At 47.3% G+C, this 26,295-nt stretch carries 19 protein-coding genes; 6 read left to right on the forward strand and 13 right to left on the reverse strand.

The annotated features are described in order from the left end of the window. Positions 1 to 29 precede the first annotated feature (29 nt). Positions 30 to 911, forward strand: a complete 882-nt coding sequence (locus tag AC6ESP_RS26670) for a LysR family transcriptional regulator (RefSeq protein WP_497099775.1) — start codon at positions 30 to 32, stop codon at positions 909 to 911. 229 nt (positions 912 to 1,140) lie between these two features. Here AC6ESP_RS26670 and AC6ESP_RS26675 read toward each other — a convergent pair whose 3' ends face one another. Next, the gene (locus AC6ESP_RS26675) at positions 1,141 to 1,554 is read right to left on the reverse strand and encodes a MarR family winged helix-turn-helix transcriptional regulator (RefSeq protein ID WP_497099776.1); all 414 of its coding nucleotides are present in this window, start codon (positions 1,552 to 1,554) and stop codon (positions 1,141 to 1,143) included. A gap of 69 nt (positions 1,555 to 1,623) precedes the next feature. Further along, the gene (locus AC6ESP_RS26680) at positions 1,624 to 2,358 is read right to left on the reverse strand and encodes an SDR family NAD(P)-dependent oxidoreductase (protein ID WP_497099777.1); all 735 of its coding nucleotides are present in this window, start codon (positions 2,356 to 2,358) and stop codon (positions 1,624 to 1,626) included. A 274-nt stretch (positions 2,359 to 2,632) separates the two neighbouring features. Between AC6ESP_RS26680 and AC6ESP_RS26685 the strand changes: the two genes are divergently transcribed. Then, the gene (locus tag AC6ESP_RS26685; protein ID WP_497099778.1) at positions 2,633 to 3,343 is read left to right on the forward strand and encodes an HAD family hydrolase; all 711 of its coding nucleotides are present in this window, start codon (positions 2,633 to 2,635) and stop codon (positions 3,341 to 3,343) included. Positions 3,344 to 3,617: 274 nt separating this feature from the next. Here the strand turns inward: AC6ESP_RS26685 and AC6ESP_RS26690 are convergent, their stop codons facing one another. Genes AC6ESP_RS26690 through AC6ESP_RS26700 form a run of 3 tightly spaced genes read right to left on the reverse strand, consistent with a single transcriptional unit; the run spans position 3,618 to position 6,901 of the window. Beyond that, entirely contained in the window at positions 3,618 to 4,403 is a 786-nt protein-coding gene (locus AC6ESP_RS26690; RefSeq protein WP_497099779.1) for a GNAT family N-acetyltransferase, read from the reverse strand. Between the two features lie 49 nt (positions 4,404 to 4,452). Continuing rightward, positions 4,453 to 6,186 carry a sensor histidine kinase gene (locus AC6ESP_RS26695; protein WP_497099781.1) on the reverse strand — a complete coding sequence of 578 codons (1,734 nt, stop codon included), beginning with the start codon at positions 6,184 to 6,186 and terminating at the stop codon, positions 4,453 to 4,455. Further along, the gene (locus AC6ESP_RS26700; protein WP_497099782.1) at positions 6,176 to 6,901 is read right to left on the reverse strand and encodes a response regulator transcription factor; all 726 of its coding nucleotides are present in this window, start codon (positions 6,899 to 6,901) and stop codon (positions 6,176 to 6,178) included. Before AC6ESP_RS26700 ends, AC6ESP_RS26695 begins: the two co-directional genes overlap by 11 nt. A gap of 196 nt (positions 6,902 to 7,097) precedes the next feature. Here AC6ESP_RS26700 and AC6ESP_RS26705 point away from each other — a divergent pair, with 196 nt between their 5' ends. Both AC6ESP_RS26705 and AC6ESP_RS26710 read left to right on the forward strand, forming a co-directional pair. After that, on the forward strand, positions 7,098 to 8,126 hold the full coding sequence (locus AC6ESP_RS26705; protein WP_497099784.1) for a M23 family metallopeptidase: 1,029 nt from the start codon (positions 7,098 to 7,100) through the stop codon (positions 8,124 to 8,126). 15 nt (positions 8,127 to 8,141) lie between these two features. Beyond that, positions 8,142 to 8,912, forward strand: coding sequence for an alpha/beta fold hydrolase (locus AC6ESP_RS26710; RefSeq protein WP_497099785.1), 771 nt, complete (start codon positions 8,142 to 8,144; stop codon positions 8,910 to 8,912). Positions 8,913 to 9,047: 135 nt separating this feature from the next. Here AC6ESP_RS26710 and AC6ESP_RS26715 read toward each other — a convergent pair whose 3' ends face one another. Then, positions 9,048 to 10,646 (reverse strand): type 2 periplasmic-binding domain-containing protein, encoded by a 1,599-nt coding sequence (locus AC6ESP_RS26715; RefSeq protein WP_497099786.1) that lies wholly within the window; start codon positions 10,644 to 10,646, stop codon positions 9,048 to 9,050. 54 nt (positions 10,647 to 10,700) lie between these two features. Continuing rightward, positions 10,701 to 13,001, reverse strand: a complete 2,301-nt coding sequence (locus AC6ESP_RS26720; protein WP_497099787.1) for a helix-turn-helix domain-containing protein — start codon at positions 12,999 to 13,001, stop codon at positions 10,701 to 10,703. Between the two features lie 293 nt (positions 13,002 to 13,294). Between AC6ESP_RS26720 and AC6ESP_RS26725 the strand changes: the two genes are divergently transcribed. Next, positions 13,295 to 17,491, forward strand: coding sequence for an S-layer homology domain-containing protein (locus AC6ESP_RS26725; RefSeq protein WP_497099788.1), 4,197 nt, complete (start codon positions 13,295 to 13,297; stop codon positions 17,489 to 17,491). 143 nt (positions 17,492 to 17,634) lie between these two features. On the opposite strand, the gene AC6ESP_RS26730 is transcribed toward AC6ESP_RS26725, so the two are convergent. Next, on the reverse strand, positions 17,635 to 19,272 hold the full coding sequence (locus AC6ESP_RS26730; RefSeq protein WP_497099789.1) for a helix-turn-helix domain-containing protein: 1,638 nt from the start codon (positions 19,270 to 19,272) through the stop codon (positions 17,635 to 17,637). Between the two features lie 314 nt (positions 19,273 to 19,586). On the opposite strand from AC6ESP_RS26730, the gene AC6ESP_RS26735 reads away from it, so the two are divergent. After that, a complete protein-coding gene (locus AC6ESP_RS26735; RefSeq protein ID WP_497099790.1) occupies positions 19,587 to 20,645 on the forward strand; it encodes an outer membrane protein assembly factor BamB family protein in 1,059 nt (352 codons plus the stop codon). A gap of 101 nt (positions 20,646 to 20,746) precedes the next feature. On the opposite strand, the gene AC6ESP_RS26740 is transcribed toward AC6ESP_RS26735, so the two are convergent. The 5 genes from AC6ESP_RS26740 to AC6ESP_RS26760 all read right to left on the reverse strand — a co-directional run bounded on the left by AC6ESP_RS26740 (position 20,747) and on the right by AC6ESP_RS26760 (position 26,290). Next, the gene (locus tag AC6ESP_RS26740) at positions 20,747 to 21,022 is read right to left on the reverse strand and encodes a YiaA/YiaB family inner membrane protein (protein ID WP_497099792.1); all 276 of its coding nucleotides are present in this window, start codon (positions 21,020 to 21,022) and stop codon (positions 20,747 to 20,749) included. Positions 21,023 to 21,082: 60 nt separating this feature from the next. Continuing rightward, positions 21,083 to 22,657, reverse strand: a complete 1,575-nt coding sequence (locus tag AC6ESP_RS26745) for an ABC transporter substrate-binding protein (RefSeq protein WP_497099793.1) — start codon at positions 22,655 to 22,657, stop codon at positions 21,083 to 21,085. A gap of 53 nt (positions 22,658 to 22,710) precedes the next feature. Further along, on the reverse strand, positions 22,711 to 23,592 hold the full coding sequence (locus tag AC6ESP_RS26750) for a carbohydrate ABC transporter permease (protein WP_497099794.1): 882 nt from the start codon (positions 23,590 to 23,592) through the stop codon (positions 22,711 to 22,713). Between the two features lie 33 nt (positions 23,593 to 23,625). After that, positions 23,626 to 24,546 carry an ABC transporter permease gene (locus AC6ESP_RS26755; RefSeq protein WP_497099796.1) on the reverse strand — a complete coding sequence of 307 codons (921 nt, stop codon included), beginning with the start codon at positions 24,544 to 24,546 and terminating at the stop codon, positions 23,626 to 23,628. Between the two features lie 163 nt (positions 24,547 to 24,709). Beyond that, positions 24,710 to 26,290 (reverse strand): response regulator, encoded by a 1,581-nt coding sequence (locus AC6ESP_RS26760; protein ID WP_497099797.1) that lies wholly within the window; start codon positions 26,288 to 26,290, stop codon positions 24,710 to 24,712. Positions 26,291 to 26,295: the final 5 nt, after the last annotated feature.

Raw genomic sequence — 26,295 nt, forward strand, 5'->3', positions numbered from 1 at the left:
AATAATGTAGATTGAGGTGGCAGCACTAGATGGATTTAAGAGAACTGAACGCTTTTCAGATGATCGTTCAAGAAGGGACATTCTCTCGGGCGGCTCAAAAACTCAATTATGCACAGTCCACTATAACGAATCAGATTCAACGGTTGGAAAAAGAGCTGGGTATCCAGCTATTCAAGCGAGGATGGGACGCCGAATTGACGAGTGCCGGGCGAGTGTTCGCCGCAGAGATTGATAAGCTCATTCAGCATTGGAACGACGTAGCTGAGCTGACTAAGGCAATAGAGCAGGATGAAATCGGCAGCCTGCGCATCGGTGGGATTGAATCGATGATGGAGCATGTCCTGCCGAACGCCGTGCGTGCTCTTCATGTGCAGAAGCCCAGAATGGCCTGTCAGGTGGTTACGGGCAACACCGAGCACTTATCGAGCCTCATTCTCCAAGACGAGCTCGATTTCGCGATCTGTGGCGAGCCCTCCAATCACTCTGCCTTTTATTTCGAGCCTCTTTATCGAGAGCAAATCCGGTTTATTGTAGATCGGAATCATCCGCTGGGCAGCAGCGATAACACTTCCTTCCAGGATATTCTTCATTATCCCGTTATAGCCGGAGGGAGCACCTGCCTGTACTATTTGCAGCTGGCTAAGCAGCTTGCAAGGTATGTTGCATCGCCTTCTCTTCTCCATTCGGTAAGTCAGATCTCCGCTATCCCCCATTTCGTCAAGCAGACGCTTTCCGTTGGTGTCGTGCTGGATTCGACCCCTCTAATCTCGGAGGTTAAGCGAATAGCGATCGAGATGGACGAGCCCTTTATTCCAGTCGGCCTCTTACAGCCTCGCGGCCGTGACTATACACCTGTATCCTCCAAGAAGCTTCTTATGCAGCTCGTAAGAGAGTCCCTCATAGCCATGTGAGCATACAGCGAATAGACCGCAGCAATGTGCTGCGGTCTGTATTAGAGTTCCCCATAGGGAGACAACGGCGCACATCCTGCATTCGCTGCCGCATCTTAGCTCATATAAAGAAGGCATCAAGCAACGGATGCCACTATGATCCTGTTTGATTGCTATACATCTATATTGTAAGCCTTATCGGCAGAGAAGAAACAGTATTCCATGTGTTCAAACAATCGAATAGCCGATCCTAACTATTCAGCTTGATGTAGAGATTCGCTAGCTGCACTCGCTCTTCATCGGTCAGCTTTTCAAATAAATTTCTACGCAGCAGCTGCCCCTCGAGTGAGGCCCTTCTTAGCGTTTCGGCCCCTTTATCCGTAATGGCCAAATAAATAATGCGACGATCAGACTCGTCCACTAATCTAACAGCTAGCTGCTTGCCGACCAGCTTCTCAGATAAATAGCTGAGCGTAGGCGGAGTAAGCCCCAATATTTTCGCAATGTCAGAGGGTCGGCTTTTCCCGCTCTGCTTGAGATGACCAAGTACAAGAATATGAGAGATGCCTAGATCCTCATTGAATGTTTTGTTCCACTGGATAATCAATTGATTCGTGAACTTATCCATGTTATGGATGAGCTCGAATATGGTTTGCTCTTCCATAGAGACCTCCTTGTGAGAATGAAAATAACAGCCCCTAATGAAACTTAAGGGCTGTCATTATCTTACACGCTATTGAGCAGAGTATCCACCATCAATAACTAACTCGGATCCCGTAATGTACGAGGAATCGTCAGAAGCTAGGAACAATGCCGCATGGGCAATATCTGTCGCTTGGCCCAAACGCTGCAGCGGCGTTGCTTGGACTAGTCGATCGAGCAGCTCCTTGGACGTGCTTAGAGCTTGAGTCATTGGCGTCTCTATGATGCCAGGGAAAATAGCATTGACCCGAATGCCTTGACGACCAAATGCTGTTGAAGCCGCTTTGGATATGGCGCGTACCGCACCCTTGGATGCCGAATAATGGTTAAAGCCTTGGCCGATTAGAGCCGTATACGAAGAAATATTGACAATGGAGCCTTTCTTGCCCGCTGCCATATACGGAGTGACATGCTTCATGCCTGCGAACGGGCCAAAGCCATTAATCGAGAGCATTTTCTGCCAATCCTCAGCATCGATCTCATTGTACGGCTTCTCCGAAGAGATCCCCGCGTTATTGACTAGAATATCGATACGGCCGAAGCGTTCATTCACTTCCTTAGCCAGTGCCTGCCAATCCTCATCAGAGGCAACGTTCAGCTTCATGCCGTAGACATTCTCTTTCTGGCTTGCTCTCTCAAGTGCTTGTTCATTAATGTCTGCGGCAATGACAATCGCGCCTTCTTGTGCGAACAGATCCACCATACATTCACCAATACCTGAAGCCCCACCTGTAATGATTGCTATTTTATTGTTTAGTTTACCCATGATATATGCTCCTAACGTAATTAATTTGATTTGCCTCTATTATTTAGACATCTAAATATTACACATCTAAATATTACACATCTAAATATTACACATCTAAATAATAGCAAAGTATCTATTCTATCGCAATGGAGAACGAGAATAATGCATCCACCAAGATTTGGGCAATGATACTTTTAGCTATGGAACGGAGTACAACCTTATGCGTCTATGATAAAATAAAGGAAATTTAGGTCTAGTCTGAGATTTTTTTTTGGATGAATGGGAGGATAATATGTACCAGACTTATATTTTTGATCTGTATGGAACGTTGATTGATATTCAGACAGATGAGGAGCATCCGCAGCTATGGAGCACTCTAGCTGTGCATTTTCGCTATCAGGGCATGGAGACGACTGGAAGCGATCTACAGCAGCTGGTCTCTCAAGAGACTAAGCGACAGCTGGCTATGCGACTAGAGCATTGCGAGTTCCCCGATTTCGTGCTGGAGGAGGTCCTGGCGGCCATTGTTCAGCAGTTGAACGGACAAGTGTCGGAGAGTTGGCTTAGCGAGACGGTTAGATGGTATCGGACGCTGTCCATGCGTCATCTCGCATTATACGACGGGGTTGCAGAGGTTCTGCAAGCGTTGAAGACGAAGGGAAAGAGCTTATACCTGTTATCCAACGGCCAGAAGACGTTCATTGAAGCTGAGCTAAGCACGCTCGGCATTCGTCATTTATTCGATGGGATAGCTATATCCTCCGAAGCAGGGATAAGCAAGCCAGATCCCTTGTTCTACCATTATCTTGAACGAACTTATCAGGCTGACTTGTCGTCCGCCATTATGATCGGCAATGACCCTCGAACAGATCTGGAGGGTGCGAGAAGAGCCGGAATCGACGCCTGCTACATTCATACGGAGTCCTCTCCTGATGGCATTGCCGTGACGAGTCCATTCCAGATTTGGGATGGGGATTTCCGGCAAATCCCTGGCTGGCGCTAAGCTTAGCTTGAATGCTGAGTTCTGCATTAAGTGCTTGTGATGTGGATATCGGCAAGCCAATCTACGGAATGCTTCGCAACAAAAAACGCAGCCACTTGGGCTGCGTTTCTTTCATTTCAACTATCTCGATGCCGCATCACATAATAATGAGATTCAGCAGTTACCTCAAACCCTATAGAGTCATATAAGTCTAAAGCACGTCTATTCTGGGTGAGCCCTTAAATGCTGTATACAGTTAAAAAAAACGTCAATAACCTCACTGTAATCGGCCGACCTATTCTGTTTTTTGCTTGGTTACCTCGACATGGAGAAGTCTTGTTCTCGTAATCATTCCTCCGCTCTCCAGCGTTCGCTTGGATGCTACGTTGTAATACCAGCAGCCGCTTATAGGCATAATGCCGTGTTGATTGCACCATCGGCGCAGTTGAATGATAATGGCTTTGCCTATCCCTTGCTTCCTATACGTGTCATTAGTAAACATGCCAATACTAGCCAGCCCATCGAACATCTTGGACCTCTCAATCAAGCCAATTCCAAGCAAGTCATTGTTCCTGTAGTAGACGAACAGCTCCCCTCCTGCAATCCGCCGTTCATATTCTTCAAGAAAATCACCGCATACTTGTTGTATCGTTTGAAGATCACCTGGTGCAGCAGGACGGAATATTTCACTATCTGCGATACCGAGCTGCGCGATGTTCACTTGGCTGTCTTGGAAAAAGTACGCTTGCTTATTAATCACAAAGTCTTGGTCTATGACTAAGCTAATGAATAATTCATCGCAGGTGGGTACAAAAAGAAACTTAATTGAATGACGTTCAAGTGCCTCAAGAAACAGCCTCTGCGCGTGCATCTGATAAGAGCGGCGGATATAAAACTGAGTAAGCCGTTCATCATGATGTATAGCCCAATAACCGACATCTGTGGAATCATCTTGAATCAAGTAAAAAGCCGATGAAAGAATATGCTCCTCCAGAAAGGAATCGAATGGCGAAGACAACCCCTCTAGATATTCCTTAACGAGATGTTGAATCTCTGCGACCGTGCATTCTTTTACTATCACTCTTGGTTCACCCTCCTTAATGGAGTAACTTGCCGTCCCGCTCCAAGCTCTACTCCATATCCCAAATTATACTAATAACCGTGCCTTGGCCATTCTTCGAGTTGACTCTAATCCGCCCTCCCATGGCGTGAACCAACTCTTTGGTTACAGCCATTCCAAGCCCACTACCTTCTATTGCACTGTCCGTGTTCGTTCCACGATAATAACGGTCGAATAATCGCCCCATTGTCTGTTGATCCATTCCATCACCGTTATCCCTGAAGTCAACTCGCCAACCTTGTTCCGAGAGCTTGATCAATTCAATGTCTATCCTGGTGCCTGGTGGATTATGAATGAGCCCATTGGCAACAATATTCTCAACAATGCGATCGAACCATGGAGGATAAACGGCAGCAATAATAGGTGTGGACGGTGTTGAACATTGAACCTCTCTACTCTCATATGCCGGATGCGCGGCAGCACGCAAGACAGATTCAGCTAATAGGATGCCAATGTCCTTATTCTCTAAATGGACTGGCATGTCCCCACTTCTAAGTCGGTACGTTAACGCAAGGTCGTTAATCAGCTTGTCCATATAGGCCGTCTTCTCCAAAATCGTTGAAGCAAACCGCCGTACCTCCTCCTCGGACCAACTATATCTCTCTGCCTCCAACATATGCGCATAGCCCTGTATAGAAGCGAGCGGCGTCTTCATATCATGTGTAACTCCTACGATCCACTCTTCTCTATTTCTCTGGGTTTGTTCTGCCGCGTCCTTACTTGCATGGAGCCTTACAGCAAGCGAATGGATCGATTCCATGACTTCCCCGAAAATGTGATATTTGCGCTTCCAAGCTCCCTTACGGTTTCTGGCTTTTCTTTCACTATCCTCCTCGTAGTCCCCTTCCCCCATCCTATGTATCCATCCAAGAATATGAAGGATTGGCGTTCCGAACCGATTCGCGTACCAGAGGGAGAGCAGGATAAACACGATGAAAGACGAGAATATAAAAGCAGCAATTCCGATAATCATGACATGGACTTCTGATTGAATGAATGGGACACGACTAACTTGACTCATATTCATAGGATATTGAATAATCCAAGTTAGTCCCGTACTTGCATCATACTGCGTATCCATTGCTATCCCGTATTGAACTGGATTGTGGGCTCTCATTGTTAGTTCTTGTAACGTATACGATGTCAGCGCATCTTCAGGCCTCTTCCAAGAAGCAATCTCCACACCCTCTCGGTCAAGAACTTGAACAGAGCCTCCTATTCTATTCAATAGATCCATTGAACTGTCCGCAAACATAATCTTATGATTTACAATATAACCATCATCAATTACTTGAGGAAGTAAGTCCTCAGTTGGGGACCGTGATCCGTATAGCAAAGTATAGAAATGCCCATCTTTTTCTTGAATCCACAGGCCTAACTTATAGGGAAACGGTTCATTGCCAATCCAATAATCAATAAGTTGTCCAGGTACATAACGGGTAGGCAGATCGTTCGGAGCATTGAAGGACTGGAGGACATTCCCCTTCTCGTCGAGACTCTGTAACCAACCGCCGTCTTCACGCAACTGCTGTAGCAGCTCTGGATCCTCGATCAGCCCTTGCGAGTCAATGCCTGCCTCTGAAATAAAACGCGATAGTCCGATTGGTGCGAAATTTCGGCTAAGCTCGATGTCCTCGAATTTTACCAGCATCCATATTACAATGACTGTACCTAACAGCACCAGCACCGCTCCAGCCACTGCCATTTGCAGCGCAAATCTTACCGCCAGCCTTTTACGAATCACCTGAATATTCTCCTTGTGGCAGAATCAGCTTATAACCCATTCCTCTAACATTAACAAGGTACTGAGGCTTGGATGGGTCTCGTTCAATTCTCTCCCGAATGCGATGAATATGGACCATAACGGTATTATCATCACTGTACATGTCCTCGCCCCATACCCGTTCATAGAGCTCACGCTTTGTGAATATTCGATTAGGATGCTTGCAGAAAAACAAGAGCAGCTGGAAGACTAGTGCCGGACAAGGCGAAATACGGCCTTCAACGGTCAGTGTTGCTGTCGATGCATCCAATTGAAACCGGCCGATCTTGTAAATGCTGGTTGGCTGGTGATCTTGCTGACGAATCTGAAGGTACCTGCGCAGTTGAGCCTGCATTCTTGCCACGACCTCGAGCGGATTAAATGGTTTGGTTATGTAATCGTCCCCACCAACAGCAAATCCCGTCAGTTTATCGAAATCAGAGGTTCTGGCCGTTAGGAACAAGATTGGCGCATCCGTAGTACGACGTATGAATGGACAAATGTCCAGACCGCTTTGACCGGGCATTGTAACGTCAAGGAGCACAATATCATATCGTTTACGTTCACATGAGGCAAGCGCCGATTCTCCGTCATAGAAAGTATCAATTTGAGAAAAACCCTCTTTGCGCAGAATGGTCTCCATTATATCTACTATTGCGCGTTCATCATCGACAATTAATATATTTGCGTTCTTCATCAACATCACCCCACTAAGAGATAGGTATATTCTACCATGCTCGCATTACGTTACGAGCAAGTGATTCTTAACGCTATCTTAATTCTTACTCTCAATTGCAAAGTTTGTTTAACTAGAATTTATTTTCAGTTAGAGGGCGCGTAAGTTTAGTGCGATATACTGACATTATTGCTATTAAGCAGGGGAGGAGCTATGAATGAGGAAATATAGAGTAGGACACGTAACCCAGCGGAATATGTTTGTCATAGCTGCATTCATTTCTATTCTGATTCTGACAAGCTGCAGCAATAATAGCGGAATCGATAAGGAGGCGAACGTCATGAACCAGCATAAAGAAGAAATGAATAGTAACCTGAAGCGTGTAGGTGGTGAGGACATTGCAGCCACACTGCTTGATGGTCAATATGAACGATTGTATATGAAGTTCAGTGACTCGCTGAAAGACATCGTCACGCTCGAGGATTTTCGATCCATGGGGCAAACCTTCATATCCGACATTGATTCATTCCAGCTCACATCCACATTGCAGATGAATGGGTATGAATCTATGGTTTGGGCCGATCAAACGGGGAGTAAAGGATTAACGGCAACCACAGATGAAACAGGAACAATAATGGGAATACAGATCATCCATCATCCCTCTTATTCCGAGACCGATGACGCTTACTCCAAGACGATATTTCGTTTTCCTTTTCTAGGGGAATGGCTTGTCTTCTGGGGAGGAAAGAACACATTGATCAACTATCACTATGAGTATGAACATGTTCGCTATGCATACGATTATTTAATAGAAAAAAACGGTTATTCCTTTGAAGGCGATCCAACGATCAACGAGAGCTATTACGCCTTCAATCAAGATATTCTGGCTCCAGCAGAAGGTGTAGTAGTAGCGGCCGTTGATGGAATATTGGATAACACCCCTGTAGGTACAGTGAATGAAGATCAACCGGCGGGAAATGTAGTTACCATACAACATAGCAATGGCGAGTATAGTACTATTGCTCATCTGAAGCAGGGTTCAGTCAAGGTTAAGGTTGGGGATACCGTTACTGCCGGTCAGCTCATTGGGAAATGCGGCAACTCAGGAAACTCTACAGAGCCACATATCCATTTTCAAGTATCACCACAAGCCGACGATGCCAACGGGGTTACTATTCCGGTCTCTTTCGAGGATCGTTTACAGCCAATTCGCGGTGATAAAATAACAGGAACTCTACTTCAATAACAAGAAGGTGGTATTATGAACAACATTCCTAAGACAAAAGTTGATACACCGAGCGGGACGATCGAATATGCACGCGCAGGTATTGAGGGCCCCGCTGTTGTTCTCATTAACGGAGGCAGTGGTCCTATAGAAGGGTGGTACAAGACCTTCCATGCTATAGCAGAGGAAACCGCGGTCATCGCTTATAATCGATTAGGTGTTGGCGGCAGCGATAAGCCGTCGTCAGCCCAACATGGGGAGGCCATTGTAACCACACTCCGGCAATTCCTTCAGGAAGTGAACCTCCATCCGCCCTACATTCTAGTTGGCCACTCCTTAGGCGGCTTATATGCCAACCTGTTCGCAAGGCAATACCCCCATGAAATAGCGGGCGTCGTGCTGCTCGATTCCAGTCATCCACTAGACCTAAGTATTAATGAAACACAAAGTCCATTGATTAGAGGCATTAACCGAATCCTCGGGTTGTTCGATTCCTTCTCTTCAAGGCGCAAGTGGAGCGAGGTTAACTTCGTGAAAGAGACGGCAGAGCAGATTGAACGAGCCGGTCCCTTCCCCGATATTCCGCTTACAGTCCTATCCGGGGGCAAGAAACCTCCGATGATGCCAGAGCATGCCATGGATATACGGAAAGCCAACCAATTGGAGCTCGTTCAGTTAAGCACACAAGGCAAGCATATTACGGCTTCCCAGAGCGGACACTTTCCGCAATTAACAGAGCCAGAGGTTGTCATACAAGCGGTTCTGGACAGTATTCATACGGTAAGAACCCATCTGCCAAGGGTATAATGAATGGTCTTTACGGCTTATCTCTTCGGTAAATGTCAATGCTTTTATACCCTTCGGCTAGAATCATTCTCATCTCTGCTCGCCGTTTCCATGCGATAGCCGTCAGACGGAATACCCCTATGAGCGTTAAGCTTGTCAGTCATTGACTTCCTCCAGCACTCGAGCTCCACCAGCCGCCATAAACTCCTTAACGAATTCGTCGAAATATGCTACCGGTTTGTCCCCTGTAATAATGGAGGTATAGGCTTTGTTTTTCAGCTTGATCAACTCTGGCCCCGATTGGATTAGCGACGGCGTCGCAACCTCCAACGCATTGTAGATTCCGTCCTGCTCTAGACCTAAGGTTGCAGCCCATTTTTCTCTTGAAGCCGCTGGCACAATAGGAACCGTTATACCTAGCCCAGTCCCAATCGTGTTCTGATGGCTTAACGCCTTGTCATAAGGAGGAAGCAGAACAACATCTTCCTTAGAGGCGCTAGCCCACTGCCAATGCGTCCCCTGAACCCCATACTTCATTGAAGCGGCTTCATCCTCGTCAGCATTAGCACTGACATAATCAAGGATCTGAAGGATCATCTCCAGCTTACCTGGCTCTTGGGCAGCGTCTGCTCCGATCGCCGCGAAGCTCATGAGCATGCCATAGGCTTTGGAGCCCCGCTTGCCATCCGGTCCGCTAAAGGGCTGACCGAACACGATGTGGGCTAGCGGATTGATAGCGGTTAATTCCTTTACGTTGAATGTCGCTTCTACAGGAATCTCCTCACCGTTCGAATTCCTTATTAGATAATCACCTTCTTGAGTCCAGTGATAATAATTGCCCATGGATGTCATCCCAATCGTTCCATTAATGAAGGAGTGCGAGAGATGCTTGTAGCCTCCCTTGTTCTCCCCAGTAATAAACTCCGGATCGATGACGCCATCCCGATACCATTTGCTAAGGTATTGCAGTGCCTCCTTCATCTCCGGCTGCAAGGCCCCTATGACAAGCTCCTTATCCTTCACTCCAAAATAAAGCTGATCAGCAAAGACGATCTGCCCAAAGGCTCCGAAAACAACGTTCATCCCTTCGCTGGACAGACCGTAAGTATCCTTTTTACCATTGCCATCCGGATCCTCATTCGCGAATGCATAGATCACCTTCTCGAAATCCGACAGCGTCTGTGGCACAGACAGCCCGAGCTTATCTAACCAGTCTTTGCGATAGACGACGGGGATCCGATAAATGTTCGTAGGATTGATAACCGGAATCCCATAATATTTCCCGTTAACTTTCCCATATTCCTGATAATCAGGCGCATATTCCCGAATAGCCTTCATTATATTCGGAGCGTTCTTTTCCAGCATCTCCTCCGGAATTTCGGCCAGCACGCCTTGCTGTTGATACTTCAGCAGATCCTGAGGCTGTCTGATTCTGAACAGATCGGGAATTGAGCCCTGAGCCAGCCTAATATCCAGAAGCGCTTCATATTTGTTGTTCTCCAAATTCCAGAAATCCAGATTGACGTTGAATTTCTGTTCCACATACCGAACCATCTCCGCATCTTCGGAGACAGGCAGATTCTGATGCATGGTCCAGGAGATATCATACTGCGCGGCGCCGGAAGCGGCGGAGGCCTGCAAGGGTTCTGCTGCAGAAGGGGATAACGTCGCTCCTGAGCAGCCGCTAACCATACTCACCAATACTGCACCTATAAGATAAATGAACATTTTGCGCTGCAATCCCTTGTTTTCCATCTGACAACCTCTTTCCCTTACCATTAGACCCCTGCTTCCTTCGGGCCGAAGCGACTACGTCTGCTTAGCAATGCTGCGCAAGTAATTCCCCGGCGTACACCCATGCATTTCTTTGAATTTCTTGATAAAATAAGCCGCCGTTGCGTAACCAACCGTATTCGCAATTTGCTCAATCGTCATGTTGTTTTGCCCAAGTAAGGCTTTGGCCCTCTCCATTCGATGACTGGTTACATATTCGGTATAGGTGACGCCGATCTCTTCCTTGAACAGCTTGCTTAAATATTTGGGGCTGAGCAATACCTTCGTGGAGACCGCCTCAAGGGACAGGTCCCCCGAGAGATGGTCATGGATGTATTGCTTGGCCTCTTCAATACTGGAGACCGCACGCTCGCTATTGCGATTCTCCGTATGAGCAATAAAGGACGTTGCCGAATCCACCAGCCAAGCTTGAAAGGAGTGAATATTGTGCTGCCCGATATACTGGCTGTAGATATCCCCCTTCTCCTGCTCAGGGTGCTTATAGCGAACACTCTTCAAATAATCAGAATAGACGAACACCATATTGGATAGAACAAAGCGGCAATGATCTGCGGCATACATTCCTTCCCGCATAATCGCAACCAGCTGCTCTATTGCAGCTGCCAGCTCCTGTGGCTGCCTAGCGTGCAATTTATCTCTGAACTTCGCCAGAATAGCCTGCGGTATCTGATCCACACTATTCTCCCGATCGATCAGCTTACGATCCTTCAGAATGGAGGTGTCCGGCAGGAAGTACACATATTTCATCAAGGTTTGAGCTTCATGGTAGCTCTTATGAACATCGGTCATCTCCTGCACCCAGCAGCCCCACGAGATTTGGACATCCAGCTGGGACTGCTCTTGGCTCTCCGCTATGACAAATTGAGATATGTGTTCCAGAAGCTCCTCGCTCTCTTGATTAGCGCATACCATGATGACAACCTTCTTGTCTGGGAGCGCTTCGGCAATGATACGGCTACCCGGCAGAGGTGCCGCTTCCAATTGGTTGATAATCCGGTATACCACATATTGCATATTCCTGGCACTTAATCGTGAGAAGGCTTCGCTCGAGTCCAGAATCAAGCAGCAGTAGCGATTATATTCGCTCGAGAGGCCTAAGAATGAGCGCTCCTCCACCCATTCCTCGTGCGTATAGCAATTATTGAGCAAGCCTAGGACGACATTGTGCTTAATTACCGAGCTATTGGCCTCCAGTGTTTCTTCCAGGCTATTGACTTTGTCATTGAGCTTGACGAAGGCCGTGTCAATCAGCCTGTACTCATTAGTGACGTGCTCGGACGAATGGTCGAGCAGCCCTCTTATTTTGACCGTCAGCCGCTTGATTGGGCCATAGTTCGCCCTTGCCAGAATCCCGGACATTACGATACCTATCAGAATAGCCAACAAACAGATGCCCAGAATCAGCTTTTGTATAAGAATTGATTTCTCATAGAAAGAGCTTGAAGGCACGACGCTGAACATTTTCCATCCGGTCGATGGAAGCGTTTGATAGGATACGACGTGGGAATTCTGGTCAATCGTACCGCTATCGCTCTCGGCCTCCCCCCTGATGAGGCTAATGTCATAATCACTATGAGCTAACCTTCCTTTGTCTGCATCCGATATCGTGCTGCCAGAGTCATTCAGAATAAATGTACCTTCATACTGTGAAGGCATCATATTGTGGATAATCGCGCTTATTGCACTTTCCTTCACATCAATTGCTATAATAACGTCGCTGTTCTCTCCTGACGCTTGGAAGGGATAGCTGTGAGCATAAGTCATCAAGGCATTGCTTCCACCTTCCGACAGATCGGAATAAACATCCTGCGGAACCAAGCGTGTCTTCGTCCAAAGGCTGCTCTGCTTATTGCCTCTCATCCCGTCAATCCAGTCCGCCAGGTGTGCCATGCGGCTATCTTGGTCTACATTGTAATTCAGCCCATAGAGCGACGATAGCATCACATTGTGCTCAGGATAATACAGATGCACCGCTTGGATGACATCCGAGTTGCTGACAACCTCCGATTTAAGAAACTCTTGCAGGTCAATCACCTTGCTATGATTGTTCTGTAAGGAAGAGCCGGCAAACAGTCTTACATTAATGTTGTAGTTGAGGGAAATATCCAAATAGATCTGCTGGGCTCGCTGGAGTACTGATGTTTCAATTGTTTGGGCCGTGTTCTCTAGAATCAGCTGGTTTCTGTCGCGCAGCTCTTCCTTATAGTTTCTAGAGAAGTATATATAGAAGATAGAACAGATCAAGAGCACGATGACGAGAACAACAGATATATAGGAAATAGCTAGGCTAGCGAATACGGAATTCCATTTTTTCATAGTGTTCCCCTTATCCCTCTGAGCGTCTCCTCAGTCAGTCATTCAATTATCCTGCATCTTTATTAAACCAATGTAAAATAGTGTCGGCCTTTTATTCGGTGAGTGTAAAATATTATTCTCATTCCTCCCAAACTGATATAAAAGAGAAATTGTTATATTGATGCATGGCGCACCCTGATGCTACATTGAGACCGATTCCGATCCCATACGGCAAAGCGATGCAGAGCGGCACCGGTCGTTCACTCCTTCCTATGAATCGGTTAAAGATAACAATAGATAGGAGTAGATTCGATTTGAAAGCCAAATCAAAGAACAAGCTAATATCTGCTACGATGGGCGCGTTACTGCTGCTCAATCCCCTTGCAGGAAGTATCGCTATGGCCGCTCCGGCCGAATCCTCAGTCGGACTGCCTGAGGCTCCGGCATGGGGACACTTTGTAGATAGCTACAAGAACAACTCCTCCGCTAATATGACGGTCGAGTCCAATCCGACAATTGGAGTGCTCTCCGGGTTCCTCGATCTCTGGGCACAAGGGTCCTCGTGGGATAACGGCACCAAGCTGAACAGTGAAGTGCTGGACTACAATATCCAGTATGTAGCTGATCTAGCTGAGACCCGTACGGACGAAGAAGAGAATGCTGCCTATTACGACGACCGACGCAACCAAACCTACGGTGCCTATGACGGTCTTGGAACACTTGCAGATGTATACCGTGAGAAAACAGGAACGTTCACCACCATTACGAGCATTCCAGATGATGCTACGACGGTTAAGTACAATGACGGGAACGGCACCAATAAAGGCGGCAATTCAGACTCCGAGCTTGGCAAGATGGTTGATCTGATTGGTAAGCTGCGCGGCAATTATGCTTCGACTACGCCGGCTAAAAACTTCTACAGCTATATGCGTCCATGGCGTTGGGAGGATACTTCTATCATCGTGCCTACGCTGCTTCCTGCGCGCAATACGACTACGCCGGAAACGGATGGCGGCTTCCCGAGCGGTCATACGAATGCTTCCTATCTTGCCTCGCTGGCACTAGCTTATACCGTGCCTGAACGGTTCCAAGAGATGCTGACCCGCGCTTCCGAGATGGGCAACAACCGTGTCGTTGCCGGTATGCACTCACCGCTGGATGTCATGGGCGGACGCGTTATGGCTACAGCGCTGGCAGCTGCAACTCTCGCTGATCCAGATAATGCTGAGCTGAAGCAAGCCGCTTACGAGCAGGCTCATGAGATTATGCAGCAAGAAACCGGTACGGCAGAAGATCGCTTCAGCGATTATGAGAAGAATAAAGAGCAATTCACCCAGCGTCTGACCTACGGATTCACGCCGATCGCTTCCACGACGGAAGCCGCAGTCGTGCCGAAGGGCGCAGAAGTGCTGCTGGAAACTCGCCAGCCTTACCTCAGCGACGAGCAGCGTCGTGAGGTTCTTGCGACAACTGGCCTGCCGTCTGGTTATCCGGTGCTCGATGATCCAGAAGGATGGGGTCGTCTGAACCTATTCGCTGCTGCAGATGGCTATGGCGCCTTCAACAGCGACGTTACAGTAACAATGGATGCCGACAAGGGCGGCTTCTTCGCAGCTGATAGCTGGAAGAATAATATCGCTGGTGCAGGCCAGCTGACAAAAGAAGGAACCGGCACGCTGACGCTGACGGGCAGCAACACGTATTCCGGTGGCACCCAGCTTAACGCTGGTACGCTTGAGGGCGGATCCGAGGCGGCATTCGGCACTGGCGATGTGCAGAATAACGGCGGTACGCTTACGGAGAATGTAACGGGCAAGCTGACTATTGGCGGAAGCTTCACGCAAGCTGCCGAAGGTACTCTCGAGCTGAATGTAGCGAGCGCAGGTGATGTGCTTGAGACGAATGGCGCAGTCCATGTGAACGGAAAATTGCAAGTAAACTTCACAAATAGCTATGTGCCGAGCACAGGAACGATCACTTTGATCAGCCATGATGCGGATCAACGGACTGGGGAATTCTCCGCTGTTGAGGTTAACGGCTTGCCAAGCTCTTACAGCGCACAAGCTGTCTACCAATCCGACCGTATTGTGCTGACGGTCAAAAAGGCATCAACTCCAGATGCTCCGGCATGGGGACACTTTGTAGATAGCTACAAGAACAACTCCTCCGCTAATATGACGGTCGAGTCCAATCCGACGATTGGAGTGCTCTCCGGGTTCCTCGATCTCTGGGCACAAGGGTCCTCGTGGGATAACGGCACCAAGCTGAACAGTGAAGTGCTGGACTACAATATCCAGTATGTAGCTGATCTAGCTGAGACCCGTACGGATGAAGAAGAGAATGCTGCTTATTACGACGACCGACGCAACCAAACCTACGGTGCCTATGACGGCCTAGGAACACTTGCAGATGTATACCGTGAGAAAACAGGAACGTTCACCACCATTACGAGCATTCCAGATGATGCTACGACGGTTAAGTACAATGACGGGAACGGCACCAATAAAGGCGGCAATTCAGACTCCGAGCTTGGCAAGATGGTTGATCTGATTGGTAAGCTGCGCGGCAACTATGCTTCGACTACGCCGGCTAAAAACTTCTACAACTATATGCGTCCATGGCGTTGGGAGGATACTTCTATCATCGTGCCTACACTGCTTCCTGCGCGCAATACGACTACGCCGGAAACGGATGGCGGCTTCCCGAGCGGTCATACGAATGCTTCCTATCTTGCCTCGCTGGCACTAGCTTATACCGTGCCTGAACGGTTCCAAGAGATGCTGACCCGCGCTTCGGAGATGGGCAACAACCGTGTCGTTGCCGGCATGCACTCACCGCTGGATGTCATGGGCGGACGCGTTATGGCTACAGCGCTGGCAGCTGCAACTCTCGCTGATCCAGATAATGCTGAGCTGAAGCAAGCCGCTTACGAGCAGGCTCATGAGATTATGCAGCAAGAAACCGGTACGGCAGAAGATCGCTTCAGCGATTATGAGAAGAATAAAGAGCAATTCACCCAGCGTCTGACCTACGGATTCACGCCGATCGCTTCCACGACGGAAGCCGCAGTCGTGCCGAAGGGTGCTGAGGTGCTGCTGGAAACTCGCCAGCCTTACCTCAGCAACGAGCAGCGTCGTGAAGTTCTTGCGACAACTGGCCTGCCGTCTGGTTATCCGGTGCTCGATGATCCAGAAGGATGGGGTCGTCTGAACCTATTCGCTGCTGCAGATGGCTATGGCGCCTTCAACAGCGACGTTACAGTAACAATGGATGCCGACAAGGGCGGCTTCTTCGCAGCCGATAGCTGGAAGAATAATATCGCTGGTGCAGGCCAGCTGACAAAAGAAGGAAACGGCACGCTGACGCTGACGGGCAGCAACACGTATTCCGGTGGCACCCAGCTTAACGCTGGTACGCTTGAGGGTGGATCCGAGGCGGCATTCGGCACTGGTGATGTGCAGAATAACGGCGGTACGCTTACGGAGAATGTAACGGGCAAGCTGACTATTGGCGGAAGCTTCACGCAAGCTGCCGGAGGCACTCTCGAGCTGAATGTAGCGAGCGCAGGTGATGTGCTTGAGACGAATGCGATTAATGTAAACGGAAAGTTGAAAGTGAACTTCACAAGCAGCTATGTGCCGAGCAAGGGAACCATCACGTTGATCAGCCATGATGCAGATCAACGGACTGGGGAATTCTCCGCTGTTGAGGTTAACGGCTTGCCGAGCTCTTACAATGCTAAGGTTGTTTACCAATCTGACCGTATTGTGCTGAACCTTACTACCTCAACGGGTACTCCAGGCTCAGGTTCTTCTAATGGCACCGACGACAACCAGACCGGAGGTACAGAGGAGCCGGAAACGAATGCCAATCCGTTCCAATCCAGCGTTGTTAGCCGGGAGGTTGTGCTGAAAGCGGTGAGCGATGCTATCGCCGCAACGAATAACGCAAACCAATCATTCACCGATGTTAGCAATCATTGGGGCAGCAGCGCCATTGCAAAAGCAGTGAGGCTGGGAATCATAACAGGCTACGAGGATGCTTCGTTCCGTCCGAACGCTCCTATCACAAGGGCCGAGTTCGCAGGCATCATTGCCCGTGCATTCGCACTGACACCTAATCCAGCATCAGCAAGCTTCAACGATACAGACTCCAGTTGGGCTATTGGTTATATTGGCGCTTTGGCGGAGAAGGGTGTCATAACCGGTTATGCAGACGGCAGCTTTAAACCGAACGCATCGATCTCCCGTGCCGAGATGGTAGCGATCATTGCACGCGTGCTGAACCTAGACGTGCTCGCTACTAGCGAGCCGGCAAGCTTCACAGACGTGAGCAGCACCTACTGGGCAGCGGATGAGATTGAGCTGGCGTCTTCAGCTGCTCTCGTTCAAGGAGTCTCCAACTCTCAATTCGCACCTAATAGCACCACTACTCGCGCTGAAGCGGTGACGCTCATTATCCGTGCTCTCGAGAGCGACAGCTCGATCAAAGCGTTAATTGAAGGGTTGTAAGCTAGTTTAAATAACAAAGAAGGGGCTGTCCTATAAGCAGAAAGCTCATCGAAGAGATAGCACCCTTCGAAGCAAAATGTTAGGAAACATGAAAAAATATCCGTACAGGTGCTATTCCTGTACGGATATTTTTCTCTATTGGTCTATGGTTGCTTGCTCCTCCTCATATCCACTTGTGCCAGCTGTTCCCTCAGCCAAGCCAGTATGAACTCTTTATCCCGATGAATTGGATTGATTCGCTCCCATACTTCCTCAAAGTGCAGCTGGAATGTACGTATAAGTGTACCTTCGGTAATAGTGAGCAGTGCTACTCTAGAATCTGATTCCTGTCTGGGCATAATGCCAATTGATAAAGTATGATCCCCCTTAATATCCCACTCCGCATGATTCAGCAGATCAGACTGACTTTCATTGAGCAAAGCAATTTCGAAATTGTCATAGGTTTCCAGAAGCTCAATAAGATGCTCAATATGTCGGATAATATCTTCTCTTGCAGGATGAAAATAAGCATTAATGACATATGACCCCTGTTGAACAAGCTGCTCAATCACTCTCATCGGGTAGATGTGCTGCATCTTGTACTGTTGTATGTCCCTATAAAATGACTGTAAACAGTCTGTGATACGGTTCAAGTGAATACTGCGTTCCTGCTCATCTGGTATGGAGACAAGCAAATATTTCTCCATCACATCATAAGGAAGCGTCAAAAAAGAGAGATCTTGCATATAGAGGAGCTGGTTTCCACCTTTACGATCCTTCACAGGATTGAGTTCAAAGTACTCCTCGAGATTTAAAAACTTCATTAGCGGCTCAGCCTGTTCAAATAACAGTTCCGCATACTGCTCTAGGACATAGGCTTCTGGTCCGCTAACATATAATCCAGCGCCAATCTCTCTATGATGGCCTGCGGCGACACCTAGCAGCGCACCCTTTCCTTTAATCAGAATCATCTCAATTGGCGGATTATAGACCCCGTATTTGTTGAAATAGTACAGTGAGTAGCTTCCCGGATAATTAGTCCAATCCATAATCTGATTGACCAGCCGGAAGGAACGCTCTACATTTTTCGTCAACCGACACACATGCTTAACGGTCCATCCCTTCGCTAAAGCCTGCACAATTGCTTGATTCCAGTGGAGCTGAAGGTCCGAATACCCGTCAAAATAGTCTCGCTCGCTCTGAAAAGTCAAGAAGAGCTCTCCACCCTCGGCCAGGACATCTTCTTCCGCAAGTGCCTGCTTCAACATAGAAATTGCAGACTTAAGAAAAGCTTCTCTTCCTTGGATCGCTTTAGGGATCTTTTGTATCCTAAAATCCATAAGCTGGTCATCGTTCATGATAGAAGTGTACGAAGCGGCACCAGCACCGCGGCCAAAATTTTTCAAAAGCTCTGCGGAATGCCGTTGACCTACCCAAGCCTTATGTACTTTTCTGGACTCGCCATCCAGAGACAAGGAATAAATTTGCGCGTTTTGAAGGAGCTCTCGAACGGCTACACGTAGGGATGTGTTCATCCGAGTATCAGCATGCCCTTTCTGGACATACTCCTCGACAGCAGCTCTGGCTAATTTCTTGTACTCTTTATCTAAGCCCTCACATAGCGTATCAGTAATTTGCTCAACATAACTAGAATGAAGTGCAGGGGTTCGTTCTCCTCGAATCCACCTCCGGACATACGAGGCATCAATACGAAGCAATCCTGCAAGCTTGGCGGCAGACCAGCCCCGCGTCGTAAGAAGTCCTGTTAAACACTCCCCAAACTTGATACGGTTACTATTCATAACACACCTCCATTTTACCTTATTATACCATTACAACAGGACAATGAACTGTCCCGGGACAAAGCTTTCCTGTCCTGATTCGACACTGTATCTCTGTGTTATACTTGCCCATAAATACCATAATTGTAAATTTAAAAAAGGGGCGAGAATCAATGCTGCAACGACCGTATCTTTACTTAAGTAGCCTATTACTAACGATTATCCTTCTGTTGTGCGGATGTGCCCATTCGCAATCAGACAATGTGTCAATGTTTCGCGGCAACTTACAGCATACCGGGGTTTCAACTTCTAAAGGACCTGAGGAATTCAATGGGGTGAAATGGAAGTTTCAAACAGATGGCTACATCCGCAGTTCACCTGTCTTATCTAACCAGACTATATATTTCGGGAGTGAGGACAAAAACTTCTATGCCGTAGAGGCCTCAACTGGTGAGCTCAAGTGGAAATACGCTACGCAAAGCGCCATAACCTCAACAGCTGCAATCATGGACAACGTTGTTTATGTTTATGGTGGTGACCAATATTTATATGCTTTGAATGAGGACGATGGCAGCCTCAAATGGAGATTTCAAACAGATGGCATGGATGAGATTCGGGACAAAGTAGATTACTGGAAGTCCTCCCCTGCGATTTACAAGGATATGGTTTATTTTGGAGGCGGCGAGAGCACATTCTATGCGGTCAACATCTCCGACGGAACATTAGCTTGGAAGAACAAAGTTCAATTGAACGGCTATAAATGCGATGACTGCGCCCCTTTCCTACACTCTTCACCGGCTGTATATGATGACGTAGTATATGTAGGAATTGAGGGCTCTGATATGGCTAAGCAACAAGAACCGGGCAACATCTTCGCTTTTGATGCTGCAACCGGAAAGCAGCTCTGGGTATCCGATTATCTGGCCGGAGCAGTAGACTCATCTCCTGTCGTCGATGAACATGCTATTTATTTTGGCATGAGAAACAGCGGACTGGAAGCATTGGATCGGAAGACCGGCAAGCCTATTTGGCACTCGTATGCCGTTCCTTACGTTTTGGCTTCCCCCGCACTCTATCAAGGCATTTTATATTCCGGCAGTTCGGATTCGAAGGAGCTAATCGCGTTTGACCTCGCAACCCAAGAAGTCACATGGAGATTTAAAGCTATCGGGCCGATTCATGCCTCACCAACTATAGATGGCACATCAGTCTATTTTGCATCCGGTAACCATTACACAGAAGCTAATCAAGGGATTATTTACGCAGTCGACGCTAATACTGGCGCGGAGAAATGGAAGTATCAGACAGACGGCAATATCTATTCTTCCCCGATAGTTGATCAAGGCGTATTGTACATTGGAAGTGATGACGGCTTTCTATATGCGATTCAATAATAGATAGACCACTAGCTACAGGCTGCCAAGAACGGACAAAGGGCTATTCCCCAGTCTTAGTGACTGAGTGAATATCCCTTTGTCCTGGTTGGTACCCATCTTTACCCCTGAATGTCCCGTCTGGCCTCTTGCTCGGCAAGAATCTCGTTGTCTTCCGCATTATCTCTGGTTACTTTTTGAACGCCAATAGCGCTATATGATATCAACAGAATAACAGCTATGTAATACCCCTTCACATTTAATTCAAATGGAGCATTGTACAAGCCAATAAAGAACATCACATATCCGATTATCAAACCTGCTAGTGCCATAGCTGTGAAAGCCCCTGTATTTCTCACCTGCTGAATATAACTAAAAAAACAAGCTTGTCCTGCCATCAGAAAAAACGAAAGCCTCCGTCCCTATTGGGCAGAGGCTTTCCTGATTAGACCTGTATATTACTTGTTCGCCAAGAAAGCATCAATTTGACCTTGCAGTTCGGCTTGGATTTTATCGATGCCAGCCGAATCCAACTGCTTGTTCAGTTCTTCAAGGCCTTTGTCTATATCCTTAATTACGCCGTATTCGAGCGGAATCGCATAACGGAGCATCACGTTGCCAACGTTAGCAATTTCTGTTTTCACTTTACTGTTGTCGAATACAAATGTCTCAAGATCGTAGTGGTAGACGTTAGCCTCCCAGCCTTTAACCAGATCGTTAGCTTCTTGCGGGAATGCTTCATTGTCGCGATTGAGCGGCGAATTGAAGTTCCAGTTCGAGAAGCCAGTATAGTTAGGATTTTTGTCGGTTGCTTTATATTTGTCGTCACCCACCGCTTCGTAGTGTACGCCGCTAATGCCGTACATCATCAGGTCGTGCAGTTCTTTATCGTTTTGCATCAGATCGATAAACATCAAGGACCGTTCCGCATTTTTGGAAGTCGCATGAACCGATGTACCATTTTGTGTGGAAATAGCGATCGATTTTTTCTTGCCTTGGTTGATGTCAGCCAGCGCTACTTCATAAGGAGAATTTTCTTGGCGCATCAATGCCATGAGCGCTCCAAGCGTTCCGTTGTTATGCGTAATCGATGCTGTTTTGCCTGCTTTAAAGTCCGCCTGATGATCGTTTTTGCTGTTTAGAACGTTTTTAGACCATGCATTGTTATCGGCGAGATCTTTGTAATAGACGAGCAGATCTTTAAACTCTTGTGTTTCGTATACGTTAAATACTTGCCCTTTGTCATCCGTCAAATCGAAGGCAAACGGAAGGTCGAGATCGAACATATTCCATTCGTTCTGCTGCTTCAGCAATACACGGTCCAGATTGTGATATTTCCAATCTCCCGTTTCCGGAGTGAAAGGCGTAATTCCTTTCTCGTTTTGTGCTATCGTTGTCAAATAAGTAGCATACGTTTCTGGGCTGTTGATTTCAGGAAGATTATATTTCTTACGCAAATCTTCACGATACAGAATCAGCTTCTCGACGGATTCTCCTCTGTTTTGCGGAACCATGTACAATTTGCCATTGACTCTTGCTTGATCCCAGCTTACATCCGACATGGCTGCCCAAGTTTGCGGCATGTATGTCGTAAGCAGCTCTTCGGTCAATTCCAAAAATCCGCCTTTCAGCGACTGATCATTATATCCAGCCCAATTGGCCGAATAGATCAAGTCAAAATCTTCATCCGCCGCCAGCTTCAGTGGATATTTCTGAGCCCAGTCAGACCAGTCCAGAAACTCGCCTTCGACCGTGGCATTTATTTTTTCTTTCAGCTTCTTGTTAATCTCAGCAAACACGATATCATAATCAACAGGCTTAGGTCCTACAAAAATCATCTTCAGCTTCACTTCTTTGGAAGTGTCGACGGTGCCTGACGTGCTGCCATTGCCCGAAGTGTCTGAGGTGCCGCTTCCTGAATTGGTAGCTTGAGCAGGCTTATTAGCATTGTTGTTGCCGCCGCCGCATGCGCTCAAAATCATTACGAAGGTTAAAACGAGTGCCATCATCACCAGTCTATGTTTCTTCATCATTCAAGCCTTCCCCCTTGTGTATAAATATATTGATTAACCAGGTTCCCCCGGGTTCATCCTTTCACGGCGCCAATCGTCAAGCCTTGGACGAAGTACTTCTGAACGAATGGATACGCTAGCAGAATTGGACCAGTAGCCACGACTGTCATCGCCATCTTCAAGCTCTCGGTCGGAATCGATGTGGTTACGACTGCTCCTGCACCCATCATAGCTTTTCGCATGCCATCCATATTGCCAAGCATTTTGTACAAATAATATTGGAGCGGCATCAGGTTCTCGTTGGATATAAATAACAGTGCGTTGTACCAGTCGTTCCAATAGGCAAGCGCAAGAAACAATCCGATTGTAGCGAGCGCTGGCTTCGAGAGCGGCAGAATTAGACGAGCATAGATTAAAAAATCGCCCGCGCCGTCAATTTTGGCTGACTCTACTATTGCTTCCGGAATGCTGCTCATAAACGACTTCATAACAATGATGTAGAAGACGTTCAGCACCATCGGAATGACTAAGGCGAGCGGAGTATCTTTCAAATTGAGGTAATTAACAATTAGCAGATACCACGGAACCAGTCCGCCACTGAACAAAGTCGTGAAGAAGAAGAAGAACGAGAATTGATTGCGCCACTTGAAATCTTTTCTGGATAACGCATAAGCCGTCATTGAGGTCAAGAACAGACCAAGAAGCGTGCCCGATATTGTAACCCCTATGGTGACTAGGTAGGCGTTGATCATCTCTTCGGGATACTTGAACAAAATGCTGTAGGCTTCCGTAGAAAATACAGTCGGTATAAATTGATAGCCATCCGTTACAATTTTGCTTTCTTCCGTAAGGGATGACGATACGACTAGCACAAAGGGGAAGATACATAAAATGGCTAGGAAAGCCAGAGATACATAACCAATCCCCGAAAATATTTTACGATCGAGCTGCTTCATATCGCTACCTCCATTATGAGAAACTAAATGCGGCTAGAATAGGGCGCGGTCTTTGTCGTATTTACGGACAGCGTAGTTCACAGCCATGATTGTCGCGAATCCAAGAACGGATTGGAAGACACCTGCCGCGGCTGACATGCCAATATCATTCGAAGTAATGAGCGACCTGAACACGAAGGTATCAATGACGTCTGTCGTTGAGAATAACAAGCCATTGTTGCCGATCATGTTATAGAACATTCCGAAATCACCGCGGAATATGTTCCCGACCGCCAGAAGCACCAGAATAATAATCGTCGGATACAGGTTTGGAATCGTCACCTTCATGATCCGCTGAAAAATGTTGGCGCCATCGATTTCAGCTGCTTCGTACATCTCGGTATCTATGCCTGTAATCGCGGCCAGGTACATGACCGTGCCATATCCGAGGCCTTTCCATGCAGATACCAGAACCAAGATATAAGGCCAGTAAGCAGGCGTATTGTAAATATCGACAGGCTCCAGTCCGATGCCTGTAAGCAGAGCATTCAGCGTGCCGATATCATAGTTAAGCAAATTATAGGCTATCGCGCCGACAACGACCCATGAGATAAAGTACGGCAGGAACAGCGCCGATTGCATGAGCTTCCGGAACCATTTGCCGCCAACCTCGAACAGCATTATCGCTGCAAAAATTTGCAAAGCGTTATTCACGACGATGAACGCAATATTGTACAAGGCTGTATTACGCGTTACCCGCCAGGCATCCCCTGACTCGAAGAAGAAACGGAAGTTGTCCAGCCCGTTCCAGGCACTTCCAAAAATTCCGCCGGCGTAATCGTAATGCTTGAAGGCAATAATGATACCCACCATTGGCGTATAAGCAAACAAGAGAAAAAATACAACCGACGGTGCCAGCATCAATAGGAGAACTCTATAATTTTTCAGATCGTTCCAAAATGTATGCCTTTTCATATTTGCTCCCCTCTCTTCTCTATATTTCTCATTATAAAAGAGTAAGAGTGATGAAATAATTAAGCGAAACAACTAAAAGCAATACTAATTCAACGATTTGAAAATAAAATAAGCCCATATTCCGTCCAGAATATGAGCCTCATGAACAAATCGATTCCGATATTCAGATTTTGTTTCTCTTCCGATACTCGCCGGGCGACATTCCCATAGACTGTTTGAACTGCCTGTTGAAATAAATCATGTTCTTATATCCCGTTTGTTCTGCAATTTCATATATCTTCTTAGTTGGATCTCCAAGCAATGTGCATACCCGCTTCATGCGCAATTCATTGAGAAAATCACTGAATAGACTGTTGGTTTCGGCCTTGAACAGCTGACCGAGATAATTAGGCGTGAAATCGAAGTGAGCCGCAACTTCGTTCAGCGTTATTTTTTGCTCCAATCTTCCCTTCACATATTCAGTAATTTCATCGATTAGCTTCCGCTTTTGTCTTTGCCGTTTCAAATAAAGCAGCTCCGACAGCTCGAAGAACCTTCTTCTCAGCCACGACAGAATATCGTGCACCGTTTCGAACTGAAAAAGCAGTCCGGAATGATGGGAATCCCAATTCAATATCTCATACAAATGCTCGTTCATTTGCCGCAAATCTGCATGCAGCTTAGAGGTAATCCGAATAATAATATCGTAAATGTCGTTTTTCCGGGAGAATGGGCTGTCTCCAGTAAACAGCTGCAGCAAGCAATCATCAATGGCTGTAAGGTCATAGTCGAGCATAGCTTTGAGCATCCGATCAACAATATCCTCTAAATCAGAAGCAATTTTCTCCTTCGGATGCCACTCCGAGGCATTTTGGATCAGCCTGTTTTTCCCGACAATCCATTTGATGCTGAGTGCTGCCTGAGCCTGCCGATAGGAGTCATGCAGCTTGCCCAGCTCGGTTGTGTACATCCCTCTTCCAATTGTAATGGACAAGGCAAAGGTCTGGTAGAACGCCCGAATCAGCTCTTCCAGCAAGACCGTAAAATGCTGCTCCTGAACCGAGGCCAGTATAACAAAGTGATAGTCATAGGTCGTGATAACCATGCCTAAATTATGATCCTGAGCGAACCCTCGGATAAATTGATTGGCATTACTACTCCATGAACACCGCTCTTCTTCCGTCCATGTCTGGATTTTCCATGCCATGTCGTCGATCTCTATGATGGCGACCGCCGACGCGCTTTGTAGATAGGGGATGAGAAAGCTGTGAATGTGCGTCTCCACCTGCCCCGGAGCGGTCTCGTTAAACCAGCGCAGCAGCAGCTCTTGATTGACAAGTGTCAACGTCTCCGATAAGGAAATATGCTGCTTCCTCTCCTTCTCAATCTTGTCACAGAGTCCGCTCAGCATCTTGTTCAGCTCGTCGTCATCGACGGGCTTAAGCAAATAACCGGATGCGTTCAATTGAATCGCCTCTTTGGCATAATGGAAATCCTGATGTCCGCTAATAAAAAGAATTTGGACCTCAGGGTTAATGTCTTTCGCTTTCCGCGCAAATTCGACGCCCGACATAATCGGCATGCGGATATCGGAGAGAATGATGTCAACAGGGTGCTGCTCCATCATTCTCAAAGCGCTGAACCCGCTCGTTGCTGTTCTAACGCTATGCCAAGATAAATGCTCGCTGCCCGCCACACGTCGTCTTAACCATTCCAAATCGACTACTTCATCATCTACCAGCAGAATGTTAATCTCCATCGCCATAAGTA

The organism is Paenibacillus xinjiangensis, assembly GCF_059686975.1.

What these genes read in the sequence shown, in the direction of transcription:
- AC6ESP_RS26670 (WP_497099775.1), top strand. Translation starts at nt 30, where the DNA reads ATGGATTTAAGAGAACTGAACGCTTTTCAGATGATCGTTCAAGAAGGG.
- AC6ESP_RS26675 (WP_497099776.1), bottom strand. Translation starts at nt 1,554, where the DNA reads ATGGAAGAGCAAACCATATTCGAGCTCATCCATAACATGGATAAGTTC.
- AC6ESP_RS26680 (WP_497099777.1), bottom strand. Translation starts at nt 2,358, where the DNA reads ATGGGTAAACTAAACAATAAAATAGCAATCATTACAGGTGGGGCTTCA.
- AC6ESP_RS26685 (WP_497099778.1), top strand. Translation starts at nt 2,633, where the DNA reads ATGTACCAGACTTATATTTTTGATCTGTATGGAACGTTGATTGATATT.
- AC6ESP_RS26700 (WP_497099782.1), bottom strand. Translation starts at nt 6,901, where the DNA reads ATGAAGAACGCAAATATATTAATTGTCGATGATGAACGCGCAATAGTA.
- AC6ESP_RS26705 (WP_497099784.1), top strand. Translation starts at nt 7,098, where the DNA reads ATGAGGAAATATAGAGTAGGACACGTAACCCAGCGGAATATGTTTGTC.
- AC6ESP_RS26710 (WP_497099785.1), top strand. Translation starts at nt 8,142, where the DNA reads ATGAACAACATTCCTAAGACAAAAGTTGATACACCGAGCGGGACGATC.
- AC6ESP_RS26715 (WP_497099786.1), bottom strand. Translation starts at nt 10,646, where the DNA reads ATGGAAAACAAGGGATTGCAGCGCAAAATGTTCATTTATCTTATAGGT.
- AC6ESP_RS26720 (WP_497099787.1), bottom strand. Translation starts at nt 13,001, where the DNA reads ATGAAAAAATGGAATTCCGTATTCGCTAGCCTAGCTATTTCCTATATA.
- AC6ESP_RS26730 (WP_497099789.1), bottom strand. Translation starts at nt 19,272, where the DNA reads ATGAATAGTAACCGTATCAAGTTTGGGGAGTGTTTAACAGGACTTCTT.
- AC6ESP_RS26740 (WP_497099792.1), bottom strand. Translation starts at nt 21,022, where the DNA reads ATGGCAGGACAAGCTTGTTTTTTTAGTTATATTCAGCAGGTGAGAAAT.
- AC6ESP_RS26745 (WP_497099793.1), bottom strand. Translation starts at nt 22,657, where the DNA reads ATGATGAAGAAACATAGACTGGTGATGATGGCACTCGTTTTAACCTTC.
- AC6ESP_RS26750 (WP_497099794.1), bottom strand. Translation starts at nt 23,592, where the DNA reads ATGAAGCAGCTCGATCGTAAAATATTTTCGGGGATTGGTTATGTATCT.
- AC6ESP_RS26755 (WP_497099796.1), bottom strand. Translation starts at nt 24,546, where the DNA reads ATGAAAAGGCATACATTTTGGAACGATCTGAAAAATTATAGAGTTCTC.
- AC6ESP_RS26760 (WP_497099797.1), bottom strand. Translation starts at nt 26,290, where the DNA reads ATGGCGATGGAGATTAACATTCTGCTGGTAGATGATGAAGTAGTCGAT.